The following is a 23,945-nucleotide window of genomic DNA, read 5'->3' as shown; positions in this document are numbered from 1 at the left end:
ATGAACAAAACGATTCTCTTTCATTGGACACTCTCCCAATTTTTTAGTACATTATTCATAGATTTATATACTAGCAAGTTTCGACATGCTGAAAGCTGCCAGGCTTCATGGGAATGGGGGAGTTGCAATGCTTCGTCTAGGTGAGAAAGTTATCGTGATTGCAGATAGTTTGGAACAGAATCTGCCAATCGGACAATATGGTTATTTAATTGCATACGACCGGAATGCGGATAATGTATTTGATTACGTCATCCGAGTGCCGAAGGATAACAAGCATTATTACGTGCCTGCGTCAGATATAGAACTGGAAGAAGTCCTGCTGCAGGAGGAAGCGGAGCGCATTGAGCGGGAAGCCTTGATTGACTATGCGCTTGCTACGAAGAATGAGGAACTGTTCCGCCGTATTATGAATGGTGAAGAAACAGATGAACAAGCGGAGACGGGCAAGGAAGTACAGTCCCGAGAGGATTTCATGAAGCAAATCAGCTTGAAAGCTTGGATCTGATCTTAAGTAGCTTTTCTAAGAGAGTGCTACGCTTCTCCGAACACTTCGGAGATCTTCATTTTCACTTGATGAACAAACTGAGGACCCGGTGAAAAGACACCGGGTCCTGTTTATCGTTACGCGATCACGATCACATCAGATTGCAGTTTTTCCGCAGAAGGCTTGCCGATCAAGTAGCCCTGCGCGAGAGGAATCCCGGCCATTTTGCAGAATTCCCACTCTTCCTTTCGCTCCATTCCCTCCGCCAGCACTTTAGCGCCGAAAGCAGAAGAAGCCTTCACGATTTGCTTAATTTTATGCTGCTTGGAGAGGTCAAGGTCACAGCCGTCGATCAGATCACGGTCAATTTTCACAAAATCGGGCTTCAGTTCGTTCAAGACGTCGATGGTGGAATAACCTGCGCCCACATCATCCAACGCTACCTGAATGCCTGCCCGTTTATATACCTCAAAAATGCTGCGCAAATGATTCACGCTCGCAATATGCTCCGTTTCTACAACCTCAAATACAAAATCCGCCGGATCCAGATCAAACCGCTGAATAGCCTCAAACGTGTGGCTCAAACAGTAATTCGGATTATAAATCGAAGACGGTAAAAAATTAATAAATCTTTTCAACCCCTTAGGGAGATGAGCGTGACTGGTTTCAATGGCCGAGATGCGAGCTGCCCGGTCGAGGAATGAATGCAATCCCGTCTCTTGAGCCACTTGAAATAATTGATAGGGCTGGAACGCTTGTCCGTCCGGTGCGGGGCGAAGCAAGAATTCATACCCGTAAACTGTGTTGCTCTCCGTGGCTGCGATTGGCTGCATATAGCTGGCAAACCGTTTGGCCTGAATAATGCTAACAAGGTCGTGATGCTGCATCCTGGAGAAATAAGTATCCATATGCAGCCATCCTGTTTGCGGCGGTTCAAGATCAGGGCTAGTCGTAAGAAGCATGGAAACCTCTTTAATATCCTCAGGGGTGCAGATGCGCCGCAAAGTGGCGAAGACATCCAACAAGGTTTCTTTATGTTCATAGTGCAAATAGTATGCTTTACTGCCGGAATGGGCGCAGAAGTCATGACTGGCACCTAGTTGCTCCATTTTATTCAGTGCAAAAGCAGCGGATGGCCGCAGCCATACATAGCCTGTATCTTGAATCGGTTCTACTCGATTGCAGTTCATGCAGTCACTCATGATTTTCCTCCAATGGTCAATTCTATAGGTAGTATTACTACAACGCTCATGGAAATCCTGCTAAAAAGGAGATGCTGATTTTTCCAAGGAAAGTTATTGATAAATGAAATCATACATGGTAAATTAATAACCGAACATAAAACTGAAATAGTATTTTAGTTCTGACGGAGAGTGAGCATAGACATGGATGCCAAACAAATATTGATCATGGAATCGGCGAAAAAATCGTTCTCCCTGTTCGGATATAAAGGAACGACGATGGATCAAATCGCCAAGATTGCAGGTGTAGGCAAGGCTACAATTTATACCTTCTTTGAAAATAAAGAGGTGCTCCTTCACGCGATTGTTCAGTCACTTGTAGCAGAGATGAAAGCTGTCGCGCAGCAGGCGATTGATCAAGAGCAAACCACGCACGAAAGAATCCATAGAGCCATCTATGGGATTTTGCTGTTCAGGAAAGAGCACGAGCTTTTAATCCAGCTGTCACATGAAGTGCAGCAATACGGCAATCAAGTTGCCCAGCAGGCCTTGACCAGTATTGAACGGGAAGTAATTGATTTCATGAGCCAGCACATTGAACGTGCCGTGTCGAGTGGATCCATGAAACCTTGCGATCCTAAGATTACGGCCTTTATTGTGTTTAAAATGTATGTTGCTCTTGTGTTTGACTGGGAGCAGCACGAACCGCCATTAACAGATGAGAAAATCTCGGAGCTGCTCAATCTATATTTGATGAATGGGTTGGCAATTTCATAATTTCGGAATGAAGTACATCATGATATCGAGATGGAGGCATATGTATGCGATTTATTCGACCGATGGTCTATATAGGTATGGCGGCTGTCATCGGGGCTAGTGCGTTTTTATTAACATCCAAAGAAGCGGTAAGCCAGACAGAAGCAGCTAATCAAACACATCCAACGGCTTATATTGAAGCAAATGAAGTCAGCGCGAGCTTCAAGGTAGGAGGACGGGTTACGGAAATCCTTGTGAAGGAAGGAGATGCTGTGAAAAAGGGCCAGGTGCTCGCACGGCTGCAAAGCGATGAGATCGCTGCAAAGGTGGAGCAGGCCAAAGCGGCTGTAGCTCTCGCGCAGGGCAAGATTGCTGAGGCCAAGGGGGCGAGTGCGACAGCAGAGGCCAAGAAGCAGCAGGGAATCGCGGGCGTAGCGGTGACTGCTGATACGGCCGAGCAGCAGGTCGCTCAGGCACAGGCTGCCGTGAAGGCGGCGCAGGCTAAAGTCGACGGGCTGCACAATGGCGCACGGCCTGAAGAGAAGAAGCAGGCGGAGATTCAGTATCAAGCCGCGCAAGAGGTATTTCTTCTTGCAGAGCAGAACCTCGGCCGGTTGAATGCGATGCTTGAAGAGGGTCTTGTTGCGCAAGCGGATATAGATAAAGTGAAAGCCAGCTACCAGGAGGCTAAGATGAAACGGGACCTCGCAGAGCAGCAGCTCAATATGGCGACACAAGGTCCACGTGAGGAAGAGATCCGGGGAGCAGAAGCGCTGCTGGAGCAGGCGAAAGCTGCTTTGTCATTGGCGGAAGCGAATCGTGAGACCGTGAAAGTGAGACAGGGCGACGTCGCCGCAGCGGAAGCGGCTGTACAGCAGGCGCACGGAGCGATTCAATCCGCCGAGTCCGCGGAGAATCAGGCAAAGGCCGCACAGCTGGAGGCGGAAACCTACCTCAGCTATACCGAGCTGCTCGCACCGAGTGATGGTGTCATCCTGTCCCAGTCCGCGCAGGTTGGCGAGCTTGTTGGTTCCGGCTTCCCGGTGTTCACGATGCAGTCAGTGGAAGGGCGCTGGGCCAAATTTTATATGCCCGAGACTTCCCTAGCAGGGCTTAAGGCCGGGGATAAGATCAGCATGACGATGCTGGCTACAGGCGAGAAGCTTGAAGGAACGGTGTCTACCGTTGCGGCGGCTCCGGATTTTGCCATCAAGAAGGCCACTCAGAGCGCAGGAGAGACCGATATTCGATCATTCGGCATTAAGGTGGAGCTAGGCAGCTTGCCGGAGCATACGCCGACAGGCATGACACTCATATGGAACGGCAGATCGGAAGGGTGATGAATCATGGAGCTTCGTGTCGGCAAGCTAATCGCTGAAGAATGGATGCACATTATTAAGGACCGCCGTTTGTTTGCGATCTTATTCCTTGTTCCTATTATGTATACACTCTTGTTTGGCTCGATCTATGTTCATCATAAGGTCACCGGGATGGCAACGGTTGTGCTCGATCAGGATCAGAGCCCCCTTAGCCGGCAAGTCATTCAAGCCTTCGAAGAGAGTGAATCCTTTCAAGTTACGAAAGAGCTTCATACGGAAGAAGAAGTCAAGCAGGCGCTGGCCACAGGCTCAGCCAAGGTGGGTCTTGTGATACCGAGTGATTTTGAAGCGAGATTGAAGCATGGCGAGACGCTTCCTCTACTAACACTGATTGACGGCAGCAACATGATGATTTCAAATTCCGCCACTAAGGGTGCGAATGAAGTCATTACGACCTTTAGCATGGGCTATTCCATGAAAAAGCTGCAGCTTCAGCAGGGCCTGCAAGACGAGCAGGTGATGAATACCTTATCTCCGATCCCGTACCGGTACCGGATTATGTATAATTCTACCTTTAACTACAGCGACTTTATGCTGTACGGCTTGATGGGAGCCATTTTGCAGCAGGTGCTGTTTCTGGGCATTGCTTTAACCATAACAAGGGATAAGGACAACGGCACGTGGGAGCGCTTTGCTCAGTGGAAACGGAATCCCTGGAGGATCGCCTATGCCAAAACGGCTCCCTATTTTTTAATAAATCTATGCAATACCGCCGTGGCGTTTGTAGTCGCGCTCTATGTATTTGAAGCCCCGATGGGCGGCAGCCTGCTTACCGGAGCTGCCGTAATCGTAAGCTTCACCTTCGCCGTAAGCGGAATCGGCTACTTGATCAGCTTGTTCTCGGGCAATCAGCTCGGCTCCACCCAGACAGCCATGCTGATCGCAGTGCCTTCCTTTATGCTCTCCGGATTCACCTGGCCGTTTGAAGCGATGCCCAAAGCGCTGCAAGTTGTCGGACACATGCTGCCTCTGACTTACTTTCTGGACGGTGTCCGCAATATTTTTATCAAAGGCAATGATTTTACGGTGATTTGGAAGGATTGCGTTGCACTGGTTTTAACAGGTACGATAACGTATTTCATCGCTTTGCTGCTAACGAGGTTCGTTGTATTTTCCAAAAAACAAACAGTAGACGCCGAAGCAGACAGTGTCCATGCCCTTCATCAGGGGACCAACCTATCGGCATGATTCTATACAGAAGGATGCGACAGCTATGAAAAAAACGCTTATCTCCTTATCCGCTGCATTCCTGATATTTACAGCGATGCAGCCTGTTCTTTACGCGGATACCACAGGGAGTATCGATGACGACGATCCTAACCAGAATGTTTACGTATTCTCCGAATCGCTGGATACAGTCGACACCTTGAATCTGAATGAGGTGCTGGACCGTGCCTTGAAGAATTCGCACAACCTCGCCATGCTTACATTAAAATATGCAGCGCAAGGCAGTAAGAAAAGGGGATCTCCAGGAGCAGCTTGACAATATGGGCAGCCCTTCCTTCACACCCGCACACCTGCCGAATACCCCTGATGAGATTGCCAATACGCCCGGCCTGCCTGCGATTACAGATCCGGTGGAATTGTCTTGGACCATTATGCAGAACACGGCCATGAATCAAATGCTTCAGGGCTTGGGCGCTTTGGCTGGAGGGATGAATACCATCATCAGCTCACAGCGAGCACAGATGAGTACGGCCGTGCATCAGCTCGACACCGATCAGCGGAACTCTTTATTGCAATCGGATGAAGCGGAAGCGGGGATCCGCCTGATGATGATCGCACAGTATGCGCAGCTCCTTGGCCAAAAGAAGCAGCTTGATTTTATGCAGGAGTACCAATTGGTCATCGAAAAGGAGCTAAGGCGCGCATCCATGCTGGAGCAGCAGGGCTTGGCTTCTCTTGATGCTGTGCAGTCTGCACAGAAGGCTTTGGCTAAACAAAAAGACGACATCGTAACGTTAACGAACAATTTCCGTCTAGCACTGGTACAGCAGTGTACGGATATCGGGATTTCCTATAACCCGAATCAGGTACTCCAAGATATAGAGCCGATTGCGATTGAACCTGTGAAAGAGAGTGACACCATCACGCTGCTCACCAATTCCTATCAGATGAAGATGGCAGGCAATAACATCGATGAAGCGGTCTGGGAATCAGGGCATTCGGTGACCCAGAATACGTACGGTGATCAATACCTTGGAGTCAATCAGGCGCTGGCCGGACAGAAGAACGAGCAGACGAGGCTGGAGCTCACCAAGAAAATTCAAGCTACGTATCATGATGCACAAAATGCGTACCAAGCGTGCCTAACGGCAAAGCGCAATGTGAACGACATTCAGGCCGATTTGAAAAAGTCCAGCTCCGCTACAATGTCGGCGTGATATCCAAGCACGATCTGCAAACATTTATGATTAAGGTCCGTCAGAACGAAACAGTATTGGAAGCCGCCAAATTAAAGTACTACGTGCTGAAGGAAAAAGCCGCAGCCATGGATACCGGATTCATTCAATAGTTAGGCATACAGAATCTCTTCATTAATAATGCTCAAACCGATACGCTCCGTACGTCAGCATCAACGCAAACGATGCTGCACGAATCGGAGCTTTTTGCATGGTGTGGCTCGCTTCACTTTTGGTGGATGGTTGGGATATAATGAAAAGAATGACTTGATGTGCATGCAAAGGGTGTAGAGGAATGAGCATTACCAAAATGGATGTAGAACATGTGGCCAAGCTGGCTAGATTGGATCTTTCGGAAAATGAGAAGGATGAGTTTACCAATCAGCTCAACGCGATTTTGAAATATGCCGAGCAGCTCAATGAGCTGAATACGGACGATGTAGCACCGACGAGCCATGCGATGCCGCTTGTGAACGTGATGCGCGAGGACGAAACAAGACCATCGCTGCCGATCGAAAAAGTGCTGCTGAATGCGCCGGATGAAGAAGACGGCCAATTTAAAGTTCCGGCTGTGCTGGAATAAGATTACATACATATGGAAGGGAGTGCCTGTCGTTGTCTTTGTTTGATCTAACCTTACAACAACTCCACAATAAGCTGCACAGCAAAGAGCTGAAGGTAGCCGATTTAGTGGATCAATCTTATACACGAATCAAGGAAGTAGACGGGAAAGTCCAAGCTTTTCTTACGCTGGATGAAGAAGGAGCTCGCGAGTCCGCAAAGAAGCTGGATGAGCAGCTGCTTGGAGACAGCTCTAGAGGGCTTTTGTTCGGACTTCCGATCGGCATCAAGGATAACATTGTAACAGAAGGCTTGAAAACGACTTGCGCCAGCAAGTTTCTATCGAATTACAATCCGATTTACGATGCCACTGTCGTACGCAAGCTGAAAGACGCACAAACCGTGACCATCGGCAAGCTGAACATGGACGAGTTCGCCATGGGCGGCTCCAACGAGAATTCTGCTTTCCATCCTTCCTATAATCCGTGGAACATCGAGTATGTTCCAGGCGGCTCCAGCGGCGGCTCCGCTGCGGCAGTTGCAGCAGGCGAGGTGTATTTCGCGCTCGGCTCCGATACCGGCGGATCGATTCGTCAACCCGCCGCTTATTGCGGCATCGTCGGCATGAAGCCGACTTACGGTCTTGTTTCCCGTTTTGGCTTGGTTGCTTTTGCATCCTCGCTTGACCAAATCGGACCGCTGACCAAGAACGTGGAAGACTCGGCCTATCTGCTTCAAGCGATCGCTGGACATGATCCTAGCGATTCGACGTCAGCGAAGGTCGACATTCCCGACTATTTGAGCGCTCTTACCGGCGATGTCAAAGGCTTACGTATAGGCGTACCGAAGGAATACATGGGCAAGGGTATCGACCCTGCCGTGAAGGATAAAGTGCTGGAAGCACTCAAAGTGCTGGAAGGTCTGGGTGCTGTCTGGGGAAGAAGTGGACATGCCTCATTCCGAATATGCGGTTGCTACCTACTACTTGCTTGCTTCGTCGGAAGCATCCTCCAACCTGGCTCGCTTTGACGGCGTCCGCTACAGGGGTGCGTTCCGATAACGCGCGCAACCTGCTCGACGTGTACCACATGTCCCGCAGCGAAGGCTTCGGTCCCGAAGTGAAGCGCCGTATTATGCTAGGCACCTATGCGCTTAGCTCAGGCTACTACGACGCTTATTACCTGAAAGCGCAAAAAGTCCGTACCTTAATCAAGCAGGACTTCGATAATGTGTTTGCCAAGTATGATGTCATCATCGGGCCTACTGCGCCAACCCCGGCGTTCAAAATCGGCGAACAGACGGACGATCCGCTGACGATGTACTTGAATGATATTATGACAATTCCGGTGAACTTGGCCGGTGTTCCTGCAATCAGCGTTCCTTGCGGCTTCGTCGGCGGAATGCCGGTTGGACTGCAAATCATCGGCAAGGCACTGGATGAGTCGACTGTTCTTCGCGTGGCGCATGCCTTTGAGCAGAACACCGACCATCATAAACAACGCCCTCAATTGTAAGCAGGAATCACTTTAGTTATAAGGAGGCACGACATCTTGACGGTAACGACGGATACCCAATTTGAAACAGTCATCGGTCTGGAGGTCCATGTGGAGCTTCATACCGCATCCAAAATATTTTGCGGCTGCGCAACCTCGTTCGGAGCGCCGCCGAACACCAACACCTGTCCGGTTTGCTTGGGGCACCCTGGCGTGCTGCCTGTATTGAACCGCAGAGCGGTAGAGTACGCGATGAAAGCGTCAATGGCGCTGAACTGCACGATTGCAACGAATAGCAAGTTTGACCGCAAAAATTACTTTTACCCAGATTCACCTAAAGCGTACCAAATCTCCCAATATGATCAACCGATTGGCGAGAACGGCTGGATCGATATCGAAGTGAACGGTGTAACAAAACGAATCGGCATTACCCGTGTTCACCTGGAGGAAGACGCCGGTAAGCTGACGCATGTGGATGGAGGGTATGCTTCCCTGGTTGATTTCAACCGTGTTGGAACACCTTTGATCGAAATCGTATCGGAACCAGACCTGCGTTCCCCGGAAGAAGCGCGCGCGTATCTCGAGAAGCTGAAAGCAATCATGCTGTATTGCGACGTTTCCGATGTCAAAATGGAAGAGGGCTCTCTTCGCTGCGACGCGAACATCAGCTTGCGCCCTGTCGGACAAGAGAAATTCGGCACAAGAGCCGAACTCAAGAACATGAACTCGTTCCGCGGCGTTCAAAGAGGTCTCGAGTATGAAGAGCTTCGCCAAGCGGATATTCTCCGCAGCGGCGGTGAAGTCGTGCAGGAGACACGCCGCTGGGATGATGCCCAAGGCAAAACCTTGACCATGCGTGGCAAAGAGCAGGCGCACGATTACCGGTACTTCCCGGACCCGGACCTGGTCAGCCTTTACATAGACGATGCTTGGAAGGATCGTGTTAGAGAATCAATTCCAGAGCTGCCGGATGCGCGTAAAGCGAGATATACGAGTGAGCATGGTCTTCCTAGCTATGATGCCGAAGTCATCACAGCTTCGATGAAGCTGGCCGATTTCTTTGAGGAGAGCCTGCAGTATACGAAAGACGCCAAAGCGGTTTCTAACTGGATCATGGGTGATCTTCTTGGATACCTGAATGCGAATAACCTGGAGCTGCAGGATGTGAAGGTAACAGGCAAAGGGCTGGGCGAAATGATCGGCTTGATCGAGAAAGGCACGATCTCCAGTAAAATCGCCAAAACCGTATTCAAAGAGATGATCGAATCCGGCAAAGATCCACAGAAAATTGTTGAGGAGCAAGGTCTGGTGCAAATCAGCGATGAGGGCGCGATTAAAGCAATCGTAGAAAAGGTCGTAGACGGCAGTCCTCAGTCAGTCGCCGACTATAAAGCGGGCAAGGAGAAAGCCGTTGGCTTCCTTGTTGGGCAAGTGATGAAAGAGACCAAGGGCAAGGCGAACCCAGGACTTGTCAACAAATTAATAGTGGAGTGTCTCAATAGCAAATGATAAGATGAGAGTGGTGATCCTGTATAAGGACACCACTTTTTTTCTTATTAAATGACTAATTACCTATACACATATAAGGGGGGAAAGTCATAGCTATGACCATTAGGAAGCTTCCTTTAGAAACCAATGAAGAGATTCTTACACTACTCACTCTGCAAACGGCTTCTTACCGGGTAGAAGCTCAACTGATCGGCTTTGAGGATATTCCTCCGCTTAAAGATGGAATCGCGTCGATTCGTTCCTCTACGGAAACGTTTATCGGCTATTTCCTGGATGATGATGGAGTGAGCACGCTTGCGGGCGTTATTTCCTATTCCTGTGACGGGTCAGTTGTAACAATCTGCCGTATGATGGTTCATCCGGATTACTTTCGCCGCGGGATTGCAAGTAGCTTGCTCCAGTTCGTGCTCGCAGAGCAAGAGGAGCGTGGAGCTTCACGCTTTGTTGTTTCGACTGGCGCAGCCAACTACCCGGCCGTTGAATTATACCAAAGCTTTGGATTCGCCAAGCGACGCACGCTCACTGTCGGTCCTGGGATTACCTTGACTGTCTTCGAACGTCCCGCAGGATGATCTGATTGAGTCTGCATCTTGAATCTACATCGAGGAGTGAACATTATATGAGTAACCCATGGGTCATCGATCAATTACATGTCACGATACGTTTGTTTTTAGCGCTTCTCTTGGGAGGGCTTATCGGCTTCGAGAGGGAAGTGAGCAGCCATGCCGCGGGTCTGAGAACGCACATACTTGTATGTGTAGGTTCAGCGCTTGTGATGCTTCTATCCATGTACGGCTTTAGCGCTTTCGTCAATGAAGTGAACGTTCGGATCGACCCCTCCCGACTTGCTGCTCAGGTGATTAGCGGCATTGGTTTTTTAGGCGCGGGTACGATTATATTTAACGGCAGGTCAATTACAGGGCTAACGACCGCGGCATCGCTTTGGGTTGTTGCCGGCATCGGTTTGGCTGTAGGAGCGGGCTTCTACTACCCGGCAGTTTTGGCCTGTATGATGGTGCTGATCAGCTTGTGGATCCTTAACAAAGTGGAGCACAAATATTTTAGCGGTAAAAAGCTTCGCATCCTCAAAATAACGGCTACCGATCAACCGGGTATTTTAGCCTCCATTACAGCATTGCTTGATGAGAAGAAAGTAGACATCCGCAAAATTGCAATGGAAGATCAAAAGAGTGATCGCTCTCCTGACATGAAGGTGATCCAGCTCACGTTCTATGTTACGGTTCCTAAACCGGCCGTTATTATATCCGTTTTAGAAGGTGTTAACAAAATTATTGGAGTGGAAGAAGTTGTCATTGAAAAAAGTAAGGTGTAAGTGAAGGGGATCTGAACAGCCAGGCGTCTAAGCTTTTGTACGAATGGAAGGGGGTGCCAAGCATGGACAATTTGACGGATGAGCAGCTTGTGGAGATGATCCGTCAAGGTCAGACCGAAGCCTATCGGATCATGGTAGAGCGTCATAAGAATTACATTTATACGCTCATCTACAAAATGGTAGAGCACAGGGAGACTGCTGAGGACTTAACCCAGGAAGTGTTCGTCAAGCTGTATCGCTCGCTACCTGGCTTCCGTGGAGAATCGAAGCTTACTACCTGGTTATATCGAATGACAGTCAACATGGTGAGCGACTACAGACGCACTCAGAAGCGGAAGCCGTACGTGGCCCTCTTGGATAAAATGAAGGGGTGGCTTACGGAGCCCAAGGAACAGCCTGAACAAATGACGCTCATAAAGGATGAAAGGCAGCAAATACAAAATTTGCTGGCGGGCCTCCCCGATAAATACAGAGTGATTTTGTATTTGTATCACTATAAGCAGCTGTCCTATCAAGAGATGTCGCAAGTAACGGGTTTACCTGTCAAAACGATTGAGACTAGGCTGTATCGGGGCAAGGCGCTGCTTAAGCAGAAATGGTTGGAGGTGAATCCACATGAACAGGAAGCAGGAGGACAACGAGCAGTTCACGTCATACCTGAATAACCTACTTGATGAAATGCCGCTTGAGTCAACGTCCGATGGCTTTACGGACCGGGTCATGCGTCAAGTGCTGGAGGAGAGTGTCTCAGCTCCAAGCGCCTCAACTCCAAGACCTAAGGCCGCTTCATCCCGACGCAAAAGTCAGCTTCTTCATGGACTCATCGCATCGGCAGCCACCATTCTCTTTATCCAGTCTGGACTCATACATAAGCTAGTCACGATTGACTCAGGAATTAACCAGCTTTCCTCTTATATAGCTGACTTAACTCACTATCTTCCTTCCTAATATGCCTAGAACGGAGGTTTTAACACTTGAACATTCCAAGAGAACACGATCGCTTTACAGATTTTTCACAGCAGGATGATCTGCTCGGCAAGCCTTTTTCATCGAATTCCAACATGTCCTATGTCAACAGCGCCTATACCTCACCATATAATCAGTCTCCAAAGAAGCGGAAATGGGTTACCGGTGCTTTGGCGTTCCTCGTTCCAGGCACAGGACACCTATATTTAGGCCTGATGCAGCGCGGCCTATTTATTATGATGCTCATTATTATCGATATTGTGATGATGGTGGGCCTTAATACACAGGAGCATACAAGCACTGCTCTTATGACCTTCTTTGCATTAATCCTGCCGGTCATTTATTTTTACAACCTGTTTGATGCGCTGCAATCAACAGACAGAACTAATCGTCGGAACGAGTTGGGCGAGCTTGCCGCTCAAGACGATTTAGATGATCCTATTTATAAGCTTATGCGCGGCAGCAACCTCGGTGTTTTGCTCATTGCGGCTGGTGTTCTGTTTTTTCTGCTCAGCTCCAAGCCGAGATGGTTTGAAGCAATCTTCGACCTCTTCGGTTCTTACATTGGGTCTGTTGTTTTAATCCTTGCGGGGATGGTCGTGTTCCTGCTTGAATCACGCAAAAACAAGTAGCGCCACGTTGACAAAAGTCTGTAAACGCACGTACAATATAATGTAAAGCATTACAGATAACACATCAGGTGGTGAGAATTCATGGTAGTACAACTAGAACAGGCTCTTGCCAAGTTAAAAACAACAGGAGTACGAATGACCCCGCAGCGGCACGCCATTCTATCTTATTTACTGGATTCCATGACTCATCCGACTGCTGATGACATTTATAAAGCGCTTGAAACGAAGTTTCCGAATATGAGTGTTGCCACGGTTTACAATAATCTCAAAGTGTTTATCGAAGCGGGACTCGTTCGTGAACTGACTTACGGTGACAGCTCCAGCAGATTTGATGCGGATATGACGGATCATTACCACGCACTTTGTGAGGTATGCGGCAAGATCACTGATTTTGAATATCCTCCGCTCCACGATGTTGAGGCGACGGCCGCCGTTCAGACGGGCTTTCAAGTCCGAGGGCATAGACTCGAAGTTTACGGTGTTTGCCCGGATTGCACGGGGATTACCAAACATTAACACATCTCGCAGAATTCCTCTTTTATACGTATTCTATTGTATAATAAACGTGTTTGAACCTTCTTATCGAGAAGCGGATAACACGTTTTTCTATTTGTAAATGGCTAAAAGGAAGTGAAAACTTGTATCCACCTTTGACCGAACCAAGGGCTCGACGCAAAAAAAAATCGATAGGACGGATTATATTCCTGTTATTCATTGTTCTTTTGATACTTGCATCCGGTATCGTATATTTCTTTTTCCGGTACTTGGCGCCTAATAAGCAGCATGTAGCCACCGATTTTCATGATCTAAGCAAACCTGTCTTTTACCAAGGCAAATACTTTAAGACCAGTGCAATTGGTGAAAAAGATGCTATCAAGCTTCCTCTCGAACTTATCCAGGAATGGATTGATCCGACGATTGTCTTTGAGAAGTCAAGCGATTCCGTAATTATAACAACGAAAGACAAGGTTCTGCGTTTTAAAACAAGTGAGCTTTCCGCTTTTATGAATGAGAAACCGTATACATTATCGTTCCCGGTAGAGAAGAAGGATCAAGAGATCTACGTGCCGATTGATCCACTCCAGGAATTGTATCATATCGAAATTAGAGAATCGGATGCATCCGGTGCGGTGATGCTGTTCAAACAAGGCGATCATGTTCAATGGGGGAAAATGAATGCTCAGGACAAAACGCAGCTTCGGACCGGCGCTTCGGTAAAAATGCCAATAGTCTCTGAGGCGGCACCTGACGAGCAGGTCATAATCCTGGGCGAGGAGAATGGCTGGCTCCAAGTCCAGCAGAAAACAGGGCCAATAGGTTATGTTAAAAAGGGTGCCGTTACTCTGGACCACGAAGAAACCATACCTGTTCAAAAAGGTGAAGAAGCGCAATTCGCACCGAAGCCACCTGAGGGCAAACTAAATGTAACATGGGAGCATGTCATATCGAAGAATCCCGACACCTCCAAAATTTCTGACATGCCTGGCCTGAACGTCATTAGTCCCACCTGGTTCTCCTTGGCTAACGACACGGGCAAAGTCAGCAATTCTGCAGATTCCGCTTATGTGAAGTGGGCTCACGCTCGTAATTATCAGGTGTGGGCACTGTTTAGCAATGGTTTTGAGCCGGATCGGACCTCTAAAGCGTTATCTACCTATGATCTGCGCATGAAAATGATTAAACAGCTGCTTGGATTCGCGAAGACTTACGATTTGCAAGGCTTCAATATCGATTTTGAAAATGTATATGTAAAAGACAAAGAGAACCTAGTACAATTCGTTCGGGAAATGACTCCTCTCATGCATGAGCAAGGACTGGCGGTTTCTATTGACGTCACGCCGAAGTCATCCAACGAAATGTGGTCCGTATTTTATGACAGGCCTGCTTTGGGGGAAGTTGTTGACTACATGATGCTTATGGCTTACGACGAATATTGGGCTACCAGTCCCAAATCAGGTTCAGTGTCTTCGTTGCCTTGGGCAGAGAAATCGCTTGTGCAGCTTTTGGATGTAGAGAAGGTTCCATCATCTAAGGTTGTGCTAGGAATGCCATTTTATACACGCCAATGGACAGAACAAACAAAGAATGGCAAAACAGTGGTGAGATCCAAGACGCTCTCCATGGAACAAGCTCAGTCCATCATCAAAGAGAAAAAAGCTGACACCTGTCTTTTTGCCGGATGCGGGGCAGAATTATGTGGAATTCAAAGATGGGGATAACCTTGTGCGGATTTGGCTGGAAGATGAGATATCCGTTCAATCAAGAGTTGGATTGGCTCATAAATACGATTTAGCTGGTATAGCCTCATGGAGGCGCGGCTTTGAGACTAAAGAAATGTGGAACACAATTGATGAAACGCTGCATAATGAATCCGCAGACATGAAGAAAGCCGGCCCATAACGGGTCGGCTTTTTTCGCACTAGACAAACACTTGCGTCTTTAAGTGAACGTTGAACTCATTAATTATTGGATCAATGAGGCTTATGCTCATGATCTCGATTTGGTTCTAGTGACTGCATACTGCCTAGGTTTGGAGATTCTTGATCTTCTGCCTGATACTGTGGATCGACCGTCAAGATCGTTTTGCAAAACATGCAGCGGTCGGTCTTGCCGAGCATCTTCGTACGTCTTCCGCATTCGGGGCAGTCTAGGACGGTTGCAGAGGTAGAAAGCATCCCCGCCAAAAATATATACCCATGCTGACCATCATGGTGATCATTCCGATAATCATAAAGATAATGGCCATTATTCTGCCGACCTGTCCCCAATCAAAAACAATACCTGCAAGTCCGACGATCATAAGCAGCATCCCGCCCATTGTTAAGGCAAGTCCCCAAAGTCGAAATTCATTCACCTTGCTAGATTTAAAACGCACTTTCCATACTTCCTCTCCACTGGTTGCTCTAACCGTTTTTTGTGTGAATTGTCACAGTATTCAGCAGGAAACTCCATCTTCCTTGTAGAAATAAATAATATCCAAATCAAGACAGGAGCTTCTGATACCCATGGGAATCGATAAAGAGCAGCTATTGCTTAAGTTCCGCAGTGACGAACAAATTATCAGTGTCATGTCGGTTGATAACCCTAAGCAGCTTCCCGCGCTGACAGACGGGTTCGATATACTGCTTCTCATAATTACAAGTAATCTGAGTCTGAACAATTATACTTTTAATTATATAAGAGAGGACCTTCGTATACAAGAAAGATGGATTGAGCCGGCTACACTTGAGCAATGGATTCGGAACGGAGAGAACCGTAATATCATTCATTGGCTGTTAAAAGGGGAGATACTTCTGGATCACCATACATACTTAGAAGGCCTTCGCCATAGAATGCTTGAATTTCCTGCGGATTTACGAGAACACAAACTACTTATTGAATTTTCATTATTTCTGCGAAAATACCTGCAAAGTAAGGAATACCTTCTTGATGAGCATTTGCTGGATGCTTTCAACAACATACTCGAAGCTCTACACCATTGGGCGCGCATTGTTATCATCGAGGAGGGGTATCACCCTGAGATTACAGTATGGAAACAAATTCGTTCCATTAACCCGGGGGTATACAAGCTCTATGAGGAACTAACGATGAGCAAGGAGACAATCAAGCAAAGGGTTCAACTCGTGCTGCTTGCTTGTGAATTTTCTGTTATGTCCAAAATGGAACGCTGCTGCAAAGGAATTATCACGGTTCTCGCAGAAAATGAGAAGCCTGTCAGCGTAGAGGAATTGCAGCTTCATCCGCTTCTAATTGAGGTGAGTGCTGAGCTGCCGCTGTTGCTTAACAAGCTAGTGAAGAAGGGGCTTATCAAAGAAGTTGCCGTACCAATGGACGATGACATATCCGAGCTAGAACTCAAATATACAACCCTGTAACCCCAACATATCTTGAATCGACCTATTGGTTGATTCTTTTTTTGTGCGCCTCACAGTCGCACAATCTAAGTGGTTCAAATCCACTCGGTAACTTTACCCTTTAAAGTGCCGTAGCCGAAGCAGAAGTCCTAACTCCAGTAGGAGAAGGATTGGCAGGGTGTCTCTCGCGAGGGGGAATCCGAAGGGCCTGCAGGCAAAGTCCAGCCCGGAATGCGGTGAACCAGAGGTGGCGGAGATGTTGGATGACCCGCCGGAAAAACGGGGAAATCTATGCCATAGGCATATCTTGCAGGAAAGCGCGAAAGGGATATGACCTGCAAGGCTCATCTACGTGATTAGGGTCAGGATGGATGGAACAGAATGTGCAGATAACTGAGGGGAAGTCTCGTAGTTTCCTCTGCGCAAACGCGTGTGAGGTAGGCAAGGTATAACCCTAAGGGGAAAGCCAAATCGATGAACTGCGAGATGGCGGATCGTTCCGTAGTAGCGAATAAGTCTGAGCCGATGAAAGCTGGTAACAGTCTAGAGGGGAAAACTCGGATGAGTATGCGCGTGGGGAAAAAAATATTCTTAGTCGCATAACCTGCTTCCACTTCAAAAGAGGGAAGACAGAGGCAAAGGGAACGTGCTTCGTCAAAGACTGTGAGTTCAAGTGAGTGGAGATCGTAAGCGCCTTAAACCAGAGAGGGTATGACCAAGAGGGTGCGTCCCGCCGAGAGCGAGATAGCGCTTGGGGATAGAGGCAAACTGGCGACCTGAGTACACCTCAGGCAACAGGAGCGATTGAAAAAAAATTTTTTCTAACACGCGGTTGCATGAGGTAGAACGAGTAAGGAATCGATCATCTGTAGCGCGAACAAGATCAGCTTGGTGAGTAGCAGGTAAAGGTGGTGAAACACCAATGAAACCGAAACGACGATACTACTCCCTGATCGACAAAATATATCAAATGGACAATCTGAATGAAGCCTGGCTGGCAGTAAAGAAGAATCAAGGAAGTGGCGGAATTGATGGGGTAAGCATTGGTATGTTCGAGAAGAACATAGGCATCAACCTAAAGGAAATCCAAAGGCTACTGCAACAAGATCGGTACAAACCCGACCCTGTCAGGCGACATTTCATCGAGAAGGAAAACGGGAAGTTAAGACCGTTAGGCATTCCCACAATCCGAGATCGCGTATGCCAGCAGGCTGTACGTCAAATCATCGAGCCGATCTTTGAGCAAGACTTCTACTACTACAGCTTTGGCTTCCGACCTGGATACTCTGCGCATCAAGCAATAAACACGATTCGACGAGCAAAGCGCGGCGGATACGACTATGTGGTAGACCTCGACATTATATCCTTTTTCGATGAAATTCCGCATGAACTGCTGATGGAAAAGGTTCGTGAACGAATAACCGACGGTAAAGTGCTGACGCTCATTCGCGGATGGCTCACCGCAGGAGTCATGGAAGATGATCAGTTCCATGAAACGTTAGTCGGGTCCCCACAAGGCGGGGTCATCAGTCCATTACTTGCGAATCTATATCTGAATCATTTCGACTGGAGTATGAAGGAGAAGGGGTTTGCTGTGGTCAGATATGCAGATGATGCAGTTATTCTTTGCAAAACAAAGGAGCGAGCAGAAGAAGCATACCAAACGGCAAAAACCATCTTAGAAGGGGAACTTCAGCTGAGAATGCATCCAGAGAAAACGAAAGTGGTGCAATTCGATGAAGGATTCCGTTTTCTAGGATTTGACTTCTGGAAAGAATATCTCATCTTGCCGGACGCAAAAGTGAAGAAGTACAAAGAGAAAGTCCACAAGATCACCCGAAGGCAGCAAGGTAACAACCTTAACGAAATGATGAAGAAGCTAAATGAAGTGTCACGCGGGTTTGGTAACTATTTTGGGATTGGGAACGTAAAGAAAAAGTTTCAACGCCTAGACGAATGGACACGCATGAGAGTGCGAGCTTTTATGCGGAAAAAGAAGTCTACGGTTTCAAACCGGCTTATTCCAAACAAAGTATTGGAAGAAGCAGGGATGGTATTTCTAACAAACTTACTCACCACACGTTTCTAATTCAGCAGTGAAATTTGCAATCCGGTGACGGGTGAAGACGACTCACTCCTGAAGATGGGGAACTGACGAAGGAAAGCCGTGTGCGGGAAATCCGCATGCACGGTTTGATGAGGAGTCCGGGGGAGTAATCCCCCGTCTTACTCTACTATTTTCTTGACGAACGGATACCTACTGTGATAAATTAATCCTCGCCGCTAAAAACGGGCTATAATCTTACTTCGTATGAGTCAAGCCGAAAAAGATTTTTTTGAAAAAAAGCTTGCATCGAACTGGGTGAATGTGATATATTAAAAAAGTCGCCGCTGAAACAGTGGTGCAAACAAAGTCAGAAATTGTTCTTTGAAAACTGAACAACGAGTGAAGAAGTGAGTCGATTTTTCGACTTTAAACAAAGAGATTGTAAAATCTCGTCAGCTTTGACATTGAGCTATTCAGCTTAACAATAGGTTTACCTTATTGGAGAGTTTGATCCTGGCTCAGGACGAACGCTGGCGGCGTGCCTAATACATGCAAGTCGAGCGGGCTTGTCCCTTCGGGGACAAGCTAGCGGCGGACGGGTGAGTAACACGTAGGCAACCTGCCTGTAAGAGCGGGATAACTATCGGAAACGATAGCTAAGACCGGATAGCTGGTTTCTCTGCATGGGGAGATCATGAAACACGGTGCAAGCTGTGGCTTACAGATGGGCCTGCGGCGCATTAGCTAGTTGGTGAGGTAACAGCTCACCAAGGCGACGATGCGTAGCCGACCTGAGAGGGTGAACGGCCACACTGGGACTGAGACACGGCCCAGACTCCTACGGGAGGCAGCAGTAGGGAATCTTCCGCAATGGACGAAAGTCTGACGGAGCAACGCCGCGTGAGTGATGAAGGTTTTCGGATCGTAAAGCTCTGTTGCCCTAGACGAACAGCATCAGGAGTAACTGCCTGGTGTGTGACGGTATAGGAGAAGAAAGCCCCGGCTAACTACGTGCCAGCAGCCGCGGTAATACGTAGGGGGCAAGCGTTGTCCGGAATTATTGGGCGTAAAGCGCGCGCAGGCGGCTATTTAAGTTTGGTGTTTAAGCCCGGGGCTCAACCCCGGTTCGCATCGAAAACTGGATGGCTTGAGTGTAGGAGAGGAAAGTGGAATTCCACGTGTAGCGGTGAAATGCGTAGAGATGTGGAGGAACACCAGTGGCGAAGGCGACTTTCTGGCCTATAACTGACGCTGAGGCGCGAAAGCGTGGGGAGCAAACAGGATTAGATACCCTGGTAGTCCACGCCGTAAACGATGCATGCTAGGTGTCGGGGATTCGATTCCTCGGTGCCGAAGTAAACACAGTAAGCATGCCGCCTGGGGAGTACGCTCGCAAGAGTGAAACTCAAAGGAATTGACGGGGACCCGCACAAGCAGTGGAGTATGTGGTTTAATTCGAAGCAACGCGAAGAACCTTACCAGGTCTTGACATCCCTCTGACCGTCCTAGAGATAGGGCTTCCTTTCGGGGCAGAGGAGACAGGTGGTGCATGGTTGTCGTCAGCTCGTGTCGTGAGATGTTGGGTTAAGTCCCGCAACGAGCGCAACCCTTGATCTTAGTTGCCAGCACTTCGGGTGGGCACTCTAAGATGACTGCCGGTGACAAACCGGAGGAAGGTGGGGATGACGTCAAATCATCATGCCCCTTATGACCTGGGCTACACACGTACTACAATGGTCGTTACAACGGGAAGCGAAGGAGCGATCTGGAGCCAATCCTAAAAAGGCGATCTCAGTTCGGATTGCAGGCTGCAACTCGCCTGCATGAAGTCGGAATTGCTAGTAATCGCGGATCAGCATGCCGCGGTGAATACGTTCCCGGGTCTTGTACACACCGCCCGTCACACCACGAGAGTTTACAACACCCGAAGTCGGTGAGGTAACCGCAAGGAGCCAGCCGCCGAAGGTGGGGTAGATGATTGGGGTGAAGTCGTAACAAGGTAGCCGTATCGGAAGGTGCGGCTGGATCACCTCCTTTCTATGGAGACTCGTTCCTGCGATGGAACAGTCAAGTGCTCATAGAGCACAAAACAGCTTCTTCACTCGTGTTCAGTTTTGAAAGGTCAATCTTGGTCCCCAAAAAGTGAAGATAAGCTTCGCAGCCGATTCCGAATACTTTCCGGGGAGCCCCAAAACCCTTTCACAACCTTGTTCCTTGAAAACTAGATAACGAAAACGAAACGTAAAGCGTGAAACTTAGAAATCCTTTTCATTGACTGTGTCACAGCAGTTAGTGAAAGTTATTTTTAGCTGGTTAAGCTAGAAAGAGCACACGGAGGATGCCTAGGCGCTAGGAGCCGAAGAAGGACGTGGCGAACGACGAAATGCCTCGGGGAGCCGTAAGCAGGCTTTGATCCGGGGATGTCCGAATGGGGGAACCCAGCTGTGGTAATGCGCAGTTACTATGCAGTGAATACATAGCTGCATGAGAGGCATACCCAGGGAACTGAAACATCTAAGTACCTGGAGGAAAAGAAAACAAAATGTGATTCCGTCAGTAGCGGCGAGCGAACGCGGATTAGCCCAAACCAAGGAGCTTGCTCCTTGGGGTTGTAGGACCTCAACGTGGCAAAAGTTTGTTAGGTGAAGTGATCTGGAAAGGTCCGGCAAAGAGGGTAAAAGCCCCGTAGCCAAAAACAAACGTATGCCTAGAGGGATCCTGAGTACGGCGGGACACGTGAAACCCCGTCGGAATCCGGCAGGACCATCTGCCAAGGCTAAATACTACCTAGCGACCGATAGTGAAGCAGTACCGTGAGGGAAAGGTGAAAAGCACCGCGAAAGCGGAGTGAAAAAGAACCTGAAACCGTGTGCTTACAAGAAGTCAGAGCCCTATGATGCAAACTCGTTTGCATCACGGGTGATGGCGTGCCTTTTGTAGAATGAACCGGCGAGTTACGTTCCCGTGCGAGGTTAAGCTGAAGAAGCGGAGCCGTAGCGAAAGCGAGTCTGAATAGGGCGATTTAGTACGTGGACGTAGACCCGAAACCGTGTGATCTACCCCTGTCCAGGGTGAAGGTGAGGTAACACTCACTGGAGGCCCGAACCCACGAATGTTGAAAAATTCGGGGATGAGGTGGGGGTAGCGGAGAAATTCCAATCGAACTCGGAGATAGCTGGTTCTCCCCGAAATAGCTTTAGGGCTAGCCTCGGAATCAAGAGTTGTGGAGGTAAAGCACTGATTGGGTGCGGGGCCCGCCAAGGGTTACCAAGTCCAGTCAAACTCTGAATGCCACAAACTCATATCCGGGAGTCAGACAGTGAGTGCTAAGATCCATTGTCAAAAGGGAAACAGCCCAGACCATCAGCTAAGGTCCCCAAGTGTGTGTTAAGTGGGAAAGGATGTGGAGTTGCACAGACAACCAGGATGTTGGCTTAGAAGCAGCCACCATTGAAAGAGTGCGTAATAGCTCACTGGTCGAGTGACTCTGCGCCGAAAATGTAACGGGGCTAAACACGCCACCGAAGCTATGGCTTGCAGTAATGCATGGGTAGGGGAGCGTTGAATGCGGGTAGAAGTCAGACCGGAAGGACTGGTGGACTGCATTCAAGTGAGAATGCCGGTATAAGTAACGAAAAGATCAGTGAGAATCTGATCCGCCGAAAGCCTAAGGGTTCCTGAGGAAGGTTCGTCCGCTCAGGGTCAGTCGGGACCTAAGGCGAGGCCGAAAGGCGTAGTCGATGGACAACAGGTTGATATTCCTGTACCACCGTAGCCGTTATGAGCGATGGAGTGACGCAGAAGGATAGTGACGCGAGCTGATGGATGCTCGTCCAAGCAGTGAGGCTGGTGTGTAGGCAAATCCGCACACCGTAAGGCTGGGCTGTGATGGGGAGGGAAATTTATAGTACCGAAGGTCATGAGTTTCACACTGCCAAGAAAAGCTTCTAGCCAGGCGAAGGTGCCCGTACCGCAAACCGACACAGGTGGGCGAGAAGAGAATTCTAAGGCGCGCGGAAGAACTCTCGTTAAGGAACTCGGCAAAATGACCCCGTAACTTCGGGAGAAGGGGTGCCTCGGTAGGGTGAATAGCCCGAGGGGGCCGCAGTGAAAAGGCCCAAGCGACTGTTTAGCAAAAACACAGGTCTGTGCGAAGCCGCAAGGCGAAGTATACGGGCTGACGCCTGCCCGGTGCTGGAAGGTTAAGGGGGGCGGGGAGGGGTGAGGGAGTAATCCCGAAGCTGTGAACCGAAGCCCCAGTAAACGGCGGCCGTAACTATAACGGTCCTAAGGTAGCGAAATTCCTTGTCAGGTAAATTCTGACCCGCACGAATGGCGTAACGACTTGGGCGCTGTCTCAACGAGAGATCCGGTGAAATTTTAATACCTGTGAAGATGCAGGTTACCCGCGACAAGACGGAAAGACCCCATGGAGCTTTACTGCAGCTTGATATTGGACTTTGGTACGATCTGTACAGGATAGGTGGGAGCCGTTGAAGCCTGAGCGCCAGCTTGGGGTGGAGGCGCCGTTGGGATACCACCCTGATCGTATCGGAGTTCTAACCTGGTACCGTAATCCGGTATGGGGACAGTGTCAGGTGGGCAGTTTGACTGGGGCGGTCGCCTCCTAAAAAGTAACGGAGGCGTCTAAAGGTTCCCTCAGAATGGTTGGAAATCATTCGAAGAGTGCAAAAGGCATAAGGAGCTTGACTGCGAGACAAACAGGTCGAGCAGGGACGAAAGTCGGGCTTAGTGATCCGGTGGTACCGAATGGAAGGGCCATCGCTCAACGGATAAAAGCTACCCTGGGGATAACAGGCTTATCTCCCCCAAGAGTCCACATCGACGGGGAGGTTTGGCACCTCGATGTCGGCTCATCGCATCCTGGGGCTGAAGTAGGTCCCAAGGGTTGGGCTGTTCGCCCATTAAAGCGGTACGCGAGCTGGGTTCAGAACGTCGTGAGACAGTTCGGTCCCTATCTGTCGCGGGCGTAGGAAATTTGAGAGGAGCTGTCCTTAGTACGAGAGGACCGGGATGGACGTACCGCTGGTGTACCAGTTGTCTCGCCAGAGGCATAGCTGGGTAGCTATGTACGGAAGGGATAAGCGCTGAAAGCATCTAAGCGTGAAGCCCACCTCAAGATGAGATTTCCCAATTCGTAAGACCCCTTGTAGACGACGAGGTTGATAGGTTCGAGGTGGAAGTGCAGCAATGTATGGAGCTGACGAATACTAATCGGTCGAGGGCTTAACCTATGAGCATTCCGAAGGCAAGCTAGCTTCGGAAGCATTAAGAAATACTCACACTTTACGTAAGTTTCGTATCTAGTTTTCAGGGTGCAATCCTTG

General features: G+C 48.9%; 19 protein-coding genes, 2 rRNA genes and 2 pseudogenes. 21 read left to right on the top strand and 2 right to left on the bottom strand.

The genetic code is table 11. From position 1 onward, the window contains the following. The first annotated feature begins 127 nt into the window (after nucleotides 1-127). Nucleotides 128-505 carry an ATPase gene (locus L0M14_RS22710; RefSeq protein ID WP_235118809.1) on the top strand — a complete coding sequence of 126 codons (378 nt, stop codon included), beginning with the start codon at nucleotides 128-130 and terminating at the stop codon, nucleotides 503-505. A 116-nt stretch (nucleotides 506-621) separates the two neighbouring features. Here the strand turns inward: L0M14_RS22710 and L0M14_RS22705 are convergent, their stop codons facing one another. Beyond that, on the bottom strand, nucleotides 622-1,686 hold the full coding sequence (locus tag L0M14_RS22705) for an EAL domain-containing protein (protein WP_235118808.1): 1,065 nt from the start codon (nucleotides 1,684-1,686) through the stop codon (nucleotides 622-624). A gap of 183 nt (nucleotides 1,687-1,869) precedes the next feature. Between L0M14_RS22705 and L0M14_RS22700 the strand changes: the two genes are divergently transcribed. The 16 genes and pseudogenes from L0M14_RS22700 to L0M14_RS22625 all read left to right on the top strand — a co-directional run bounded on the left by L0M14_RS22700 (nucleotide 1,870) and on the right by L0M14_RS22625 (nucleotide 15,096). Next, entirely contained in the window at nucleotides 1,870-2,442 is a 573-nt protein-coding gene (locus L0M14_RS22700; RefSeq protein WP_235118806.1) for a TetR/AcrR family transcriptional regulator, read from the top strand. A 44-nt stretch (nucleotides 2,443-2,486) separates the two neighbouring features. Next, the gene (locus L0M14_RS22695; protein ID WP_235118805.1) at nucleotides 2,487-3,761 is read left to right on the top strand and encodes an HlyD family secretion protein; all 1,275 of its coding nucleotides are present in this window, start codon (nucleotides 2,487-2,489) and stop codon (nucleotides 3,759-3,761) included. A gap of 6 nt (nucleotides 3,762-3,767) precedes the next feature. Then, on the top strand, nucleotides 3,768-4,988 hold the full coding sequence (locus L0M14_RS22690) for an ABC transporter permease (RefSeq protein ID WP_235118804.1): 1,221 nt from the start codon (nucleotides 3,768-3,770) through the stop codon (nucleotides 4,986-4,988). Between the two features lie 25 nt (nucleotides 4,989-5,013). Continuing rightward, nucleotides 5,014-5,283, top strand: coding sequence for a hypothetical protein (locus tag L0M14_RS22685; RefSeq protein ID WP_235118803.1), 270 nt, complete (start codon nucleotides 5,014-5,016; stop codon nucleotides 5,281-5,283). Nucleotides 5,284-5,287: 4 nt separating this feature from the next. After that, entirely contained in the window at nucleotides 5,288-6,184 is an 897-nt protein-coding gene (locus tag L0M14_RS22680; RefSeq protein ID WP_235118802.1) for a TolC family protein, read from the top strand. 313 nt (nucleotides 6,185-6,497) lie between these two features. Beyond that, the gene (gene gatC, locus L0M14_RS22675; protein ID WP_235118800.1) at nucleotides 6,498-6,785 is read left to right on the top strand and encodes an Asp-tRNA(Asn)/Glu-tRNA(Gln) amidotransferase subunit GatC; all 288 of its coding nucleotides are present in this window, start codon (nucleotides 6,498-6,500) and stop codon (nucleotides 6,783-6,785) included. 32 nt (nucleotides 6,786-6,817) lie between these two features. Then, nucleotides 6,818-8,277 (top strand): annotated as a pseudogene (gatA, locus tag L0M14_RS22670) (Asp-tRNA(Asn)/Glu-tRNA(Gln) amidotransferase subunit GatA). 36 nt (nucleotides 8,278-8,313) lie between these two features. Next, nucleotides 8,314-9,765 carry an Asp-tRNA(Asn)/Glu-tRNA(Gln) amidotransferase subunit GatB gene (gatB, locus tag L0M14_RS22665; RefSeq protein WP_235118799.1) on the top strand — a complete coding sequence of 484 codons (1,452 nt, stop codon included), beginning with the start codon at nucleotides 8,314-8,316 and terminating at the stop codon, nucleotides 9,763-9,765. Nucleotides 9,766-9,860: 95 nt separating this feature from the next. Beyond that, entirely contained in the window at nucleotides 9,861-10,337 is a 477-nt protein-coding gene (locus L0M14_RS22660) for a GNAT family N-acetyltransferase (protein WP_235118797.1), read from the top strand. 47 nt (nucleotides 10,338-10,384) lie between these two features. Beyond that, a complete protein-coding gene (locus tag L0M14_RS22655) occupies nucleotides 10,385-11,098 on the top strand; it encodes an MgtC/SapB family protein (RefSeq protein ID WP_235118795.1) in 714 nt (237 codons plus the stop codon). A 62-nt stretch (nucleotides 11,099-11,160) separates the two neighbouring features. After that, nucleotides 11,161-11,763, top strand: a complete 603-nt coding sequence (locus tag L0M14_RS22650) for an RNA polymerase sigma factor (RefSeq protein WP_235118794.1) — start codon at nucleotides 11,161-11,163, stop codon at nucleotides 11,761-11,763. After that, nucleotides 11,714-12,046, top strand: a complete 333-nt coding sequence (locus tag L0M14_RS22645; RefSeq protein ID WP_235118793.1) for a hypothetical protein — start codon at nucleotides 11,714-11,716, stop codon at nucleotides 12,044-12,046. The genes L0M14_RS22650 and L0M14_RS22645 overlap by 50 nt, the downstream gene beginning before the upstream one ends. A gap of 26 nt (nucleotides 12,047-12,072) precedes the next feature. Next, nucleotides 12,073-12,696, top strand: coding sequence for a DUF6677 family protein (locus L0M14_RS22640; RefSeq protein WP_235118792.1), 624 nt, complete (start codon nucleotides 12,073-12,075; stop codon nucleotides 12,694-12,696). A gap of 81 nt (nucleotides 12,697-12,777) precedes the next feature. Further along, nucleotides 12,778-13,212: a peroxide-responsive transcriptional repressor PerR gene (gene perR, locus L0M14_RS22635; RefSeq protein WP_235118791.1), complete on the top strand. Its 435-nt coding sequence runs from the start codon at nucleotides 12,778-12,780 to the stop codon at nucleotides 13,210-13,212. 122 nt (nucleotides 13,213-13,334) lie between these two features. Next, the gene (locus tag L0M14_RS22630) at nucleotides 13,335-14,915 is read left to right on the top strand and encodes a glycosyl hydrolase family 18 protein (protein WP_235118789.1); all 1,581 of its coding nucleotides are present in this window, start codon (nucleotides 13,335-13,337) and stop codon (nucleotides 14,913-14,915) included. Next, nucleotides 14,893-15,096, top strand: a complete 204-nt coding sequence (locus L0M14_RS22625) for a hypothetical protein (protein ID WP_235118788.1) — start codon at nucleotides 14,893-14,895, stop codon at nucleotides 15,094-15,096. The genes L0M14_RS22630 and L0M14_RS22625 overlap by 23 nt, the downstream gene beginning before the upstream one ends. A 71-nt stretch (nucleotides 15,097-15,167) precedes the next feature. On the opposite strand, the pseudogene L0M14_RS22620 reads toward L0M14_RS22625, so the two are convergent. After that, nucleotides 15,168-15,571, bottom strand: a pseudogene (locus L0M14_RS22620) (DUF2614 family zinc ribbon-containing protein). Nucleotides 15,572-15,701: 130 nt separating this feature from the next. Here L0M14_RS22620 and L0M14_RS22615 point away from each other — a divergent pair. The 4 genes from L0M14_RS22615 (at nucleotide 15,702) to L0M14_RS22600 (ending at nucleotide 23,852) form a co-directional block, all read left to right on the top strand. Next, the gene (locus L0M14_RS22615) at nucleotides 15,702-16,571 is read left to right on the top strand and encodes a nucleotidyltransferase-like protein (protein WP_235118786.1); all 870 of its coding nucleotides are present in this window, start codon (nucleotides 15,702-15,704) and stop codon (nucleotides 16,569-16,571) included. A 901-nt stretch (nucleotides 16,572-17,472) separates the two neighbouring features. Further along, complete coding sequence (gene ltrA, locus L0M14_RS22610) at nucleotides 17,473-18,639, top strand: group II intron reverse transcriptase/maturase (RefSeq protein WP_235118299.1); 1,167 nt, start codon at nucleotides 17,473-17,475, stop codon at nucleotides 18,637-18,639. A gap of 453 nt (nucleotides 18,640-19,092) precedes the next feature. Then, a 16S ribosomal RNA gene (locus tag L0M14_RS22605) occupies nucleotides 19,093-20,634 on the top strand. 274 nt (nucleotides 20,635-20,908) lie between these two features. Beyond that, nucleotides 20,909-23,852 (top strand): 23S ribosomal RNA (locus L0M14_RS22600). The 16S and 23S rRNA genes sit together here, the layout of an rRNA operon. The last annotated feature ends 93 nt before the right edge of the window (nucleotides 23,853-23,945 follow it).

This window comes from Paenibacillus hexagrammi, from assembly GCF_021513275.1.
Taxonomy (GTDB): Bacteria; Bacillota; Bacilli; order Paenibacillales; family NBRC-103111; genus Paenibacillus_E; species Paenibacillus_E hexagrammi.
Note: the sequence above shows the minus strand (reverse complement) of the source record. Positions and strands in the feature narration are given on the sequence as shown.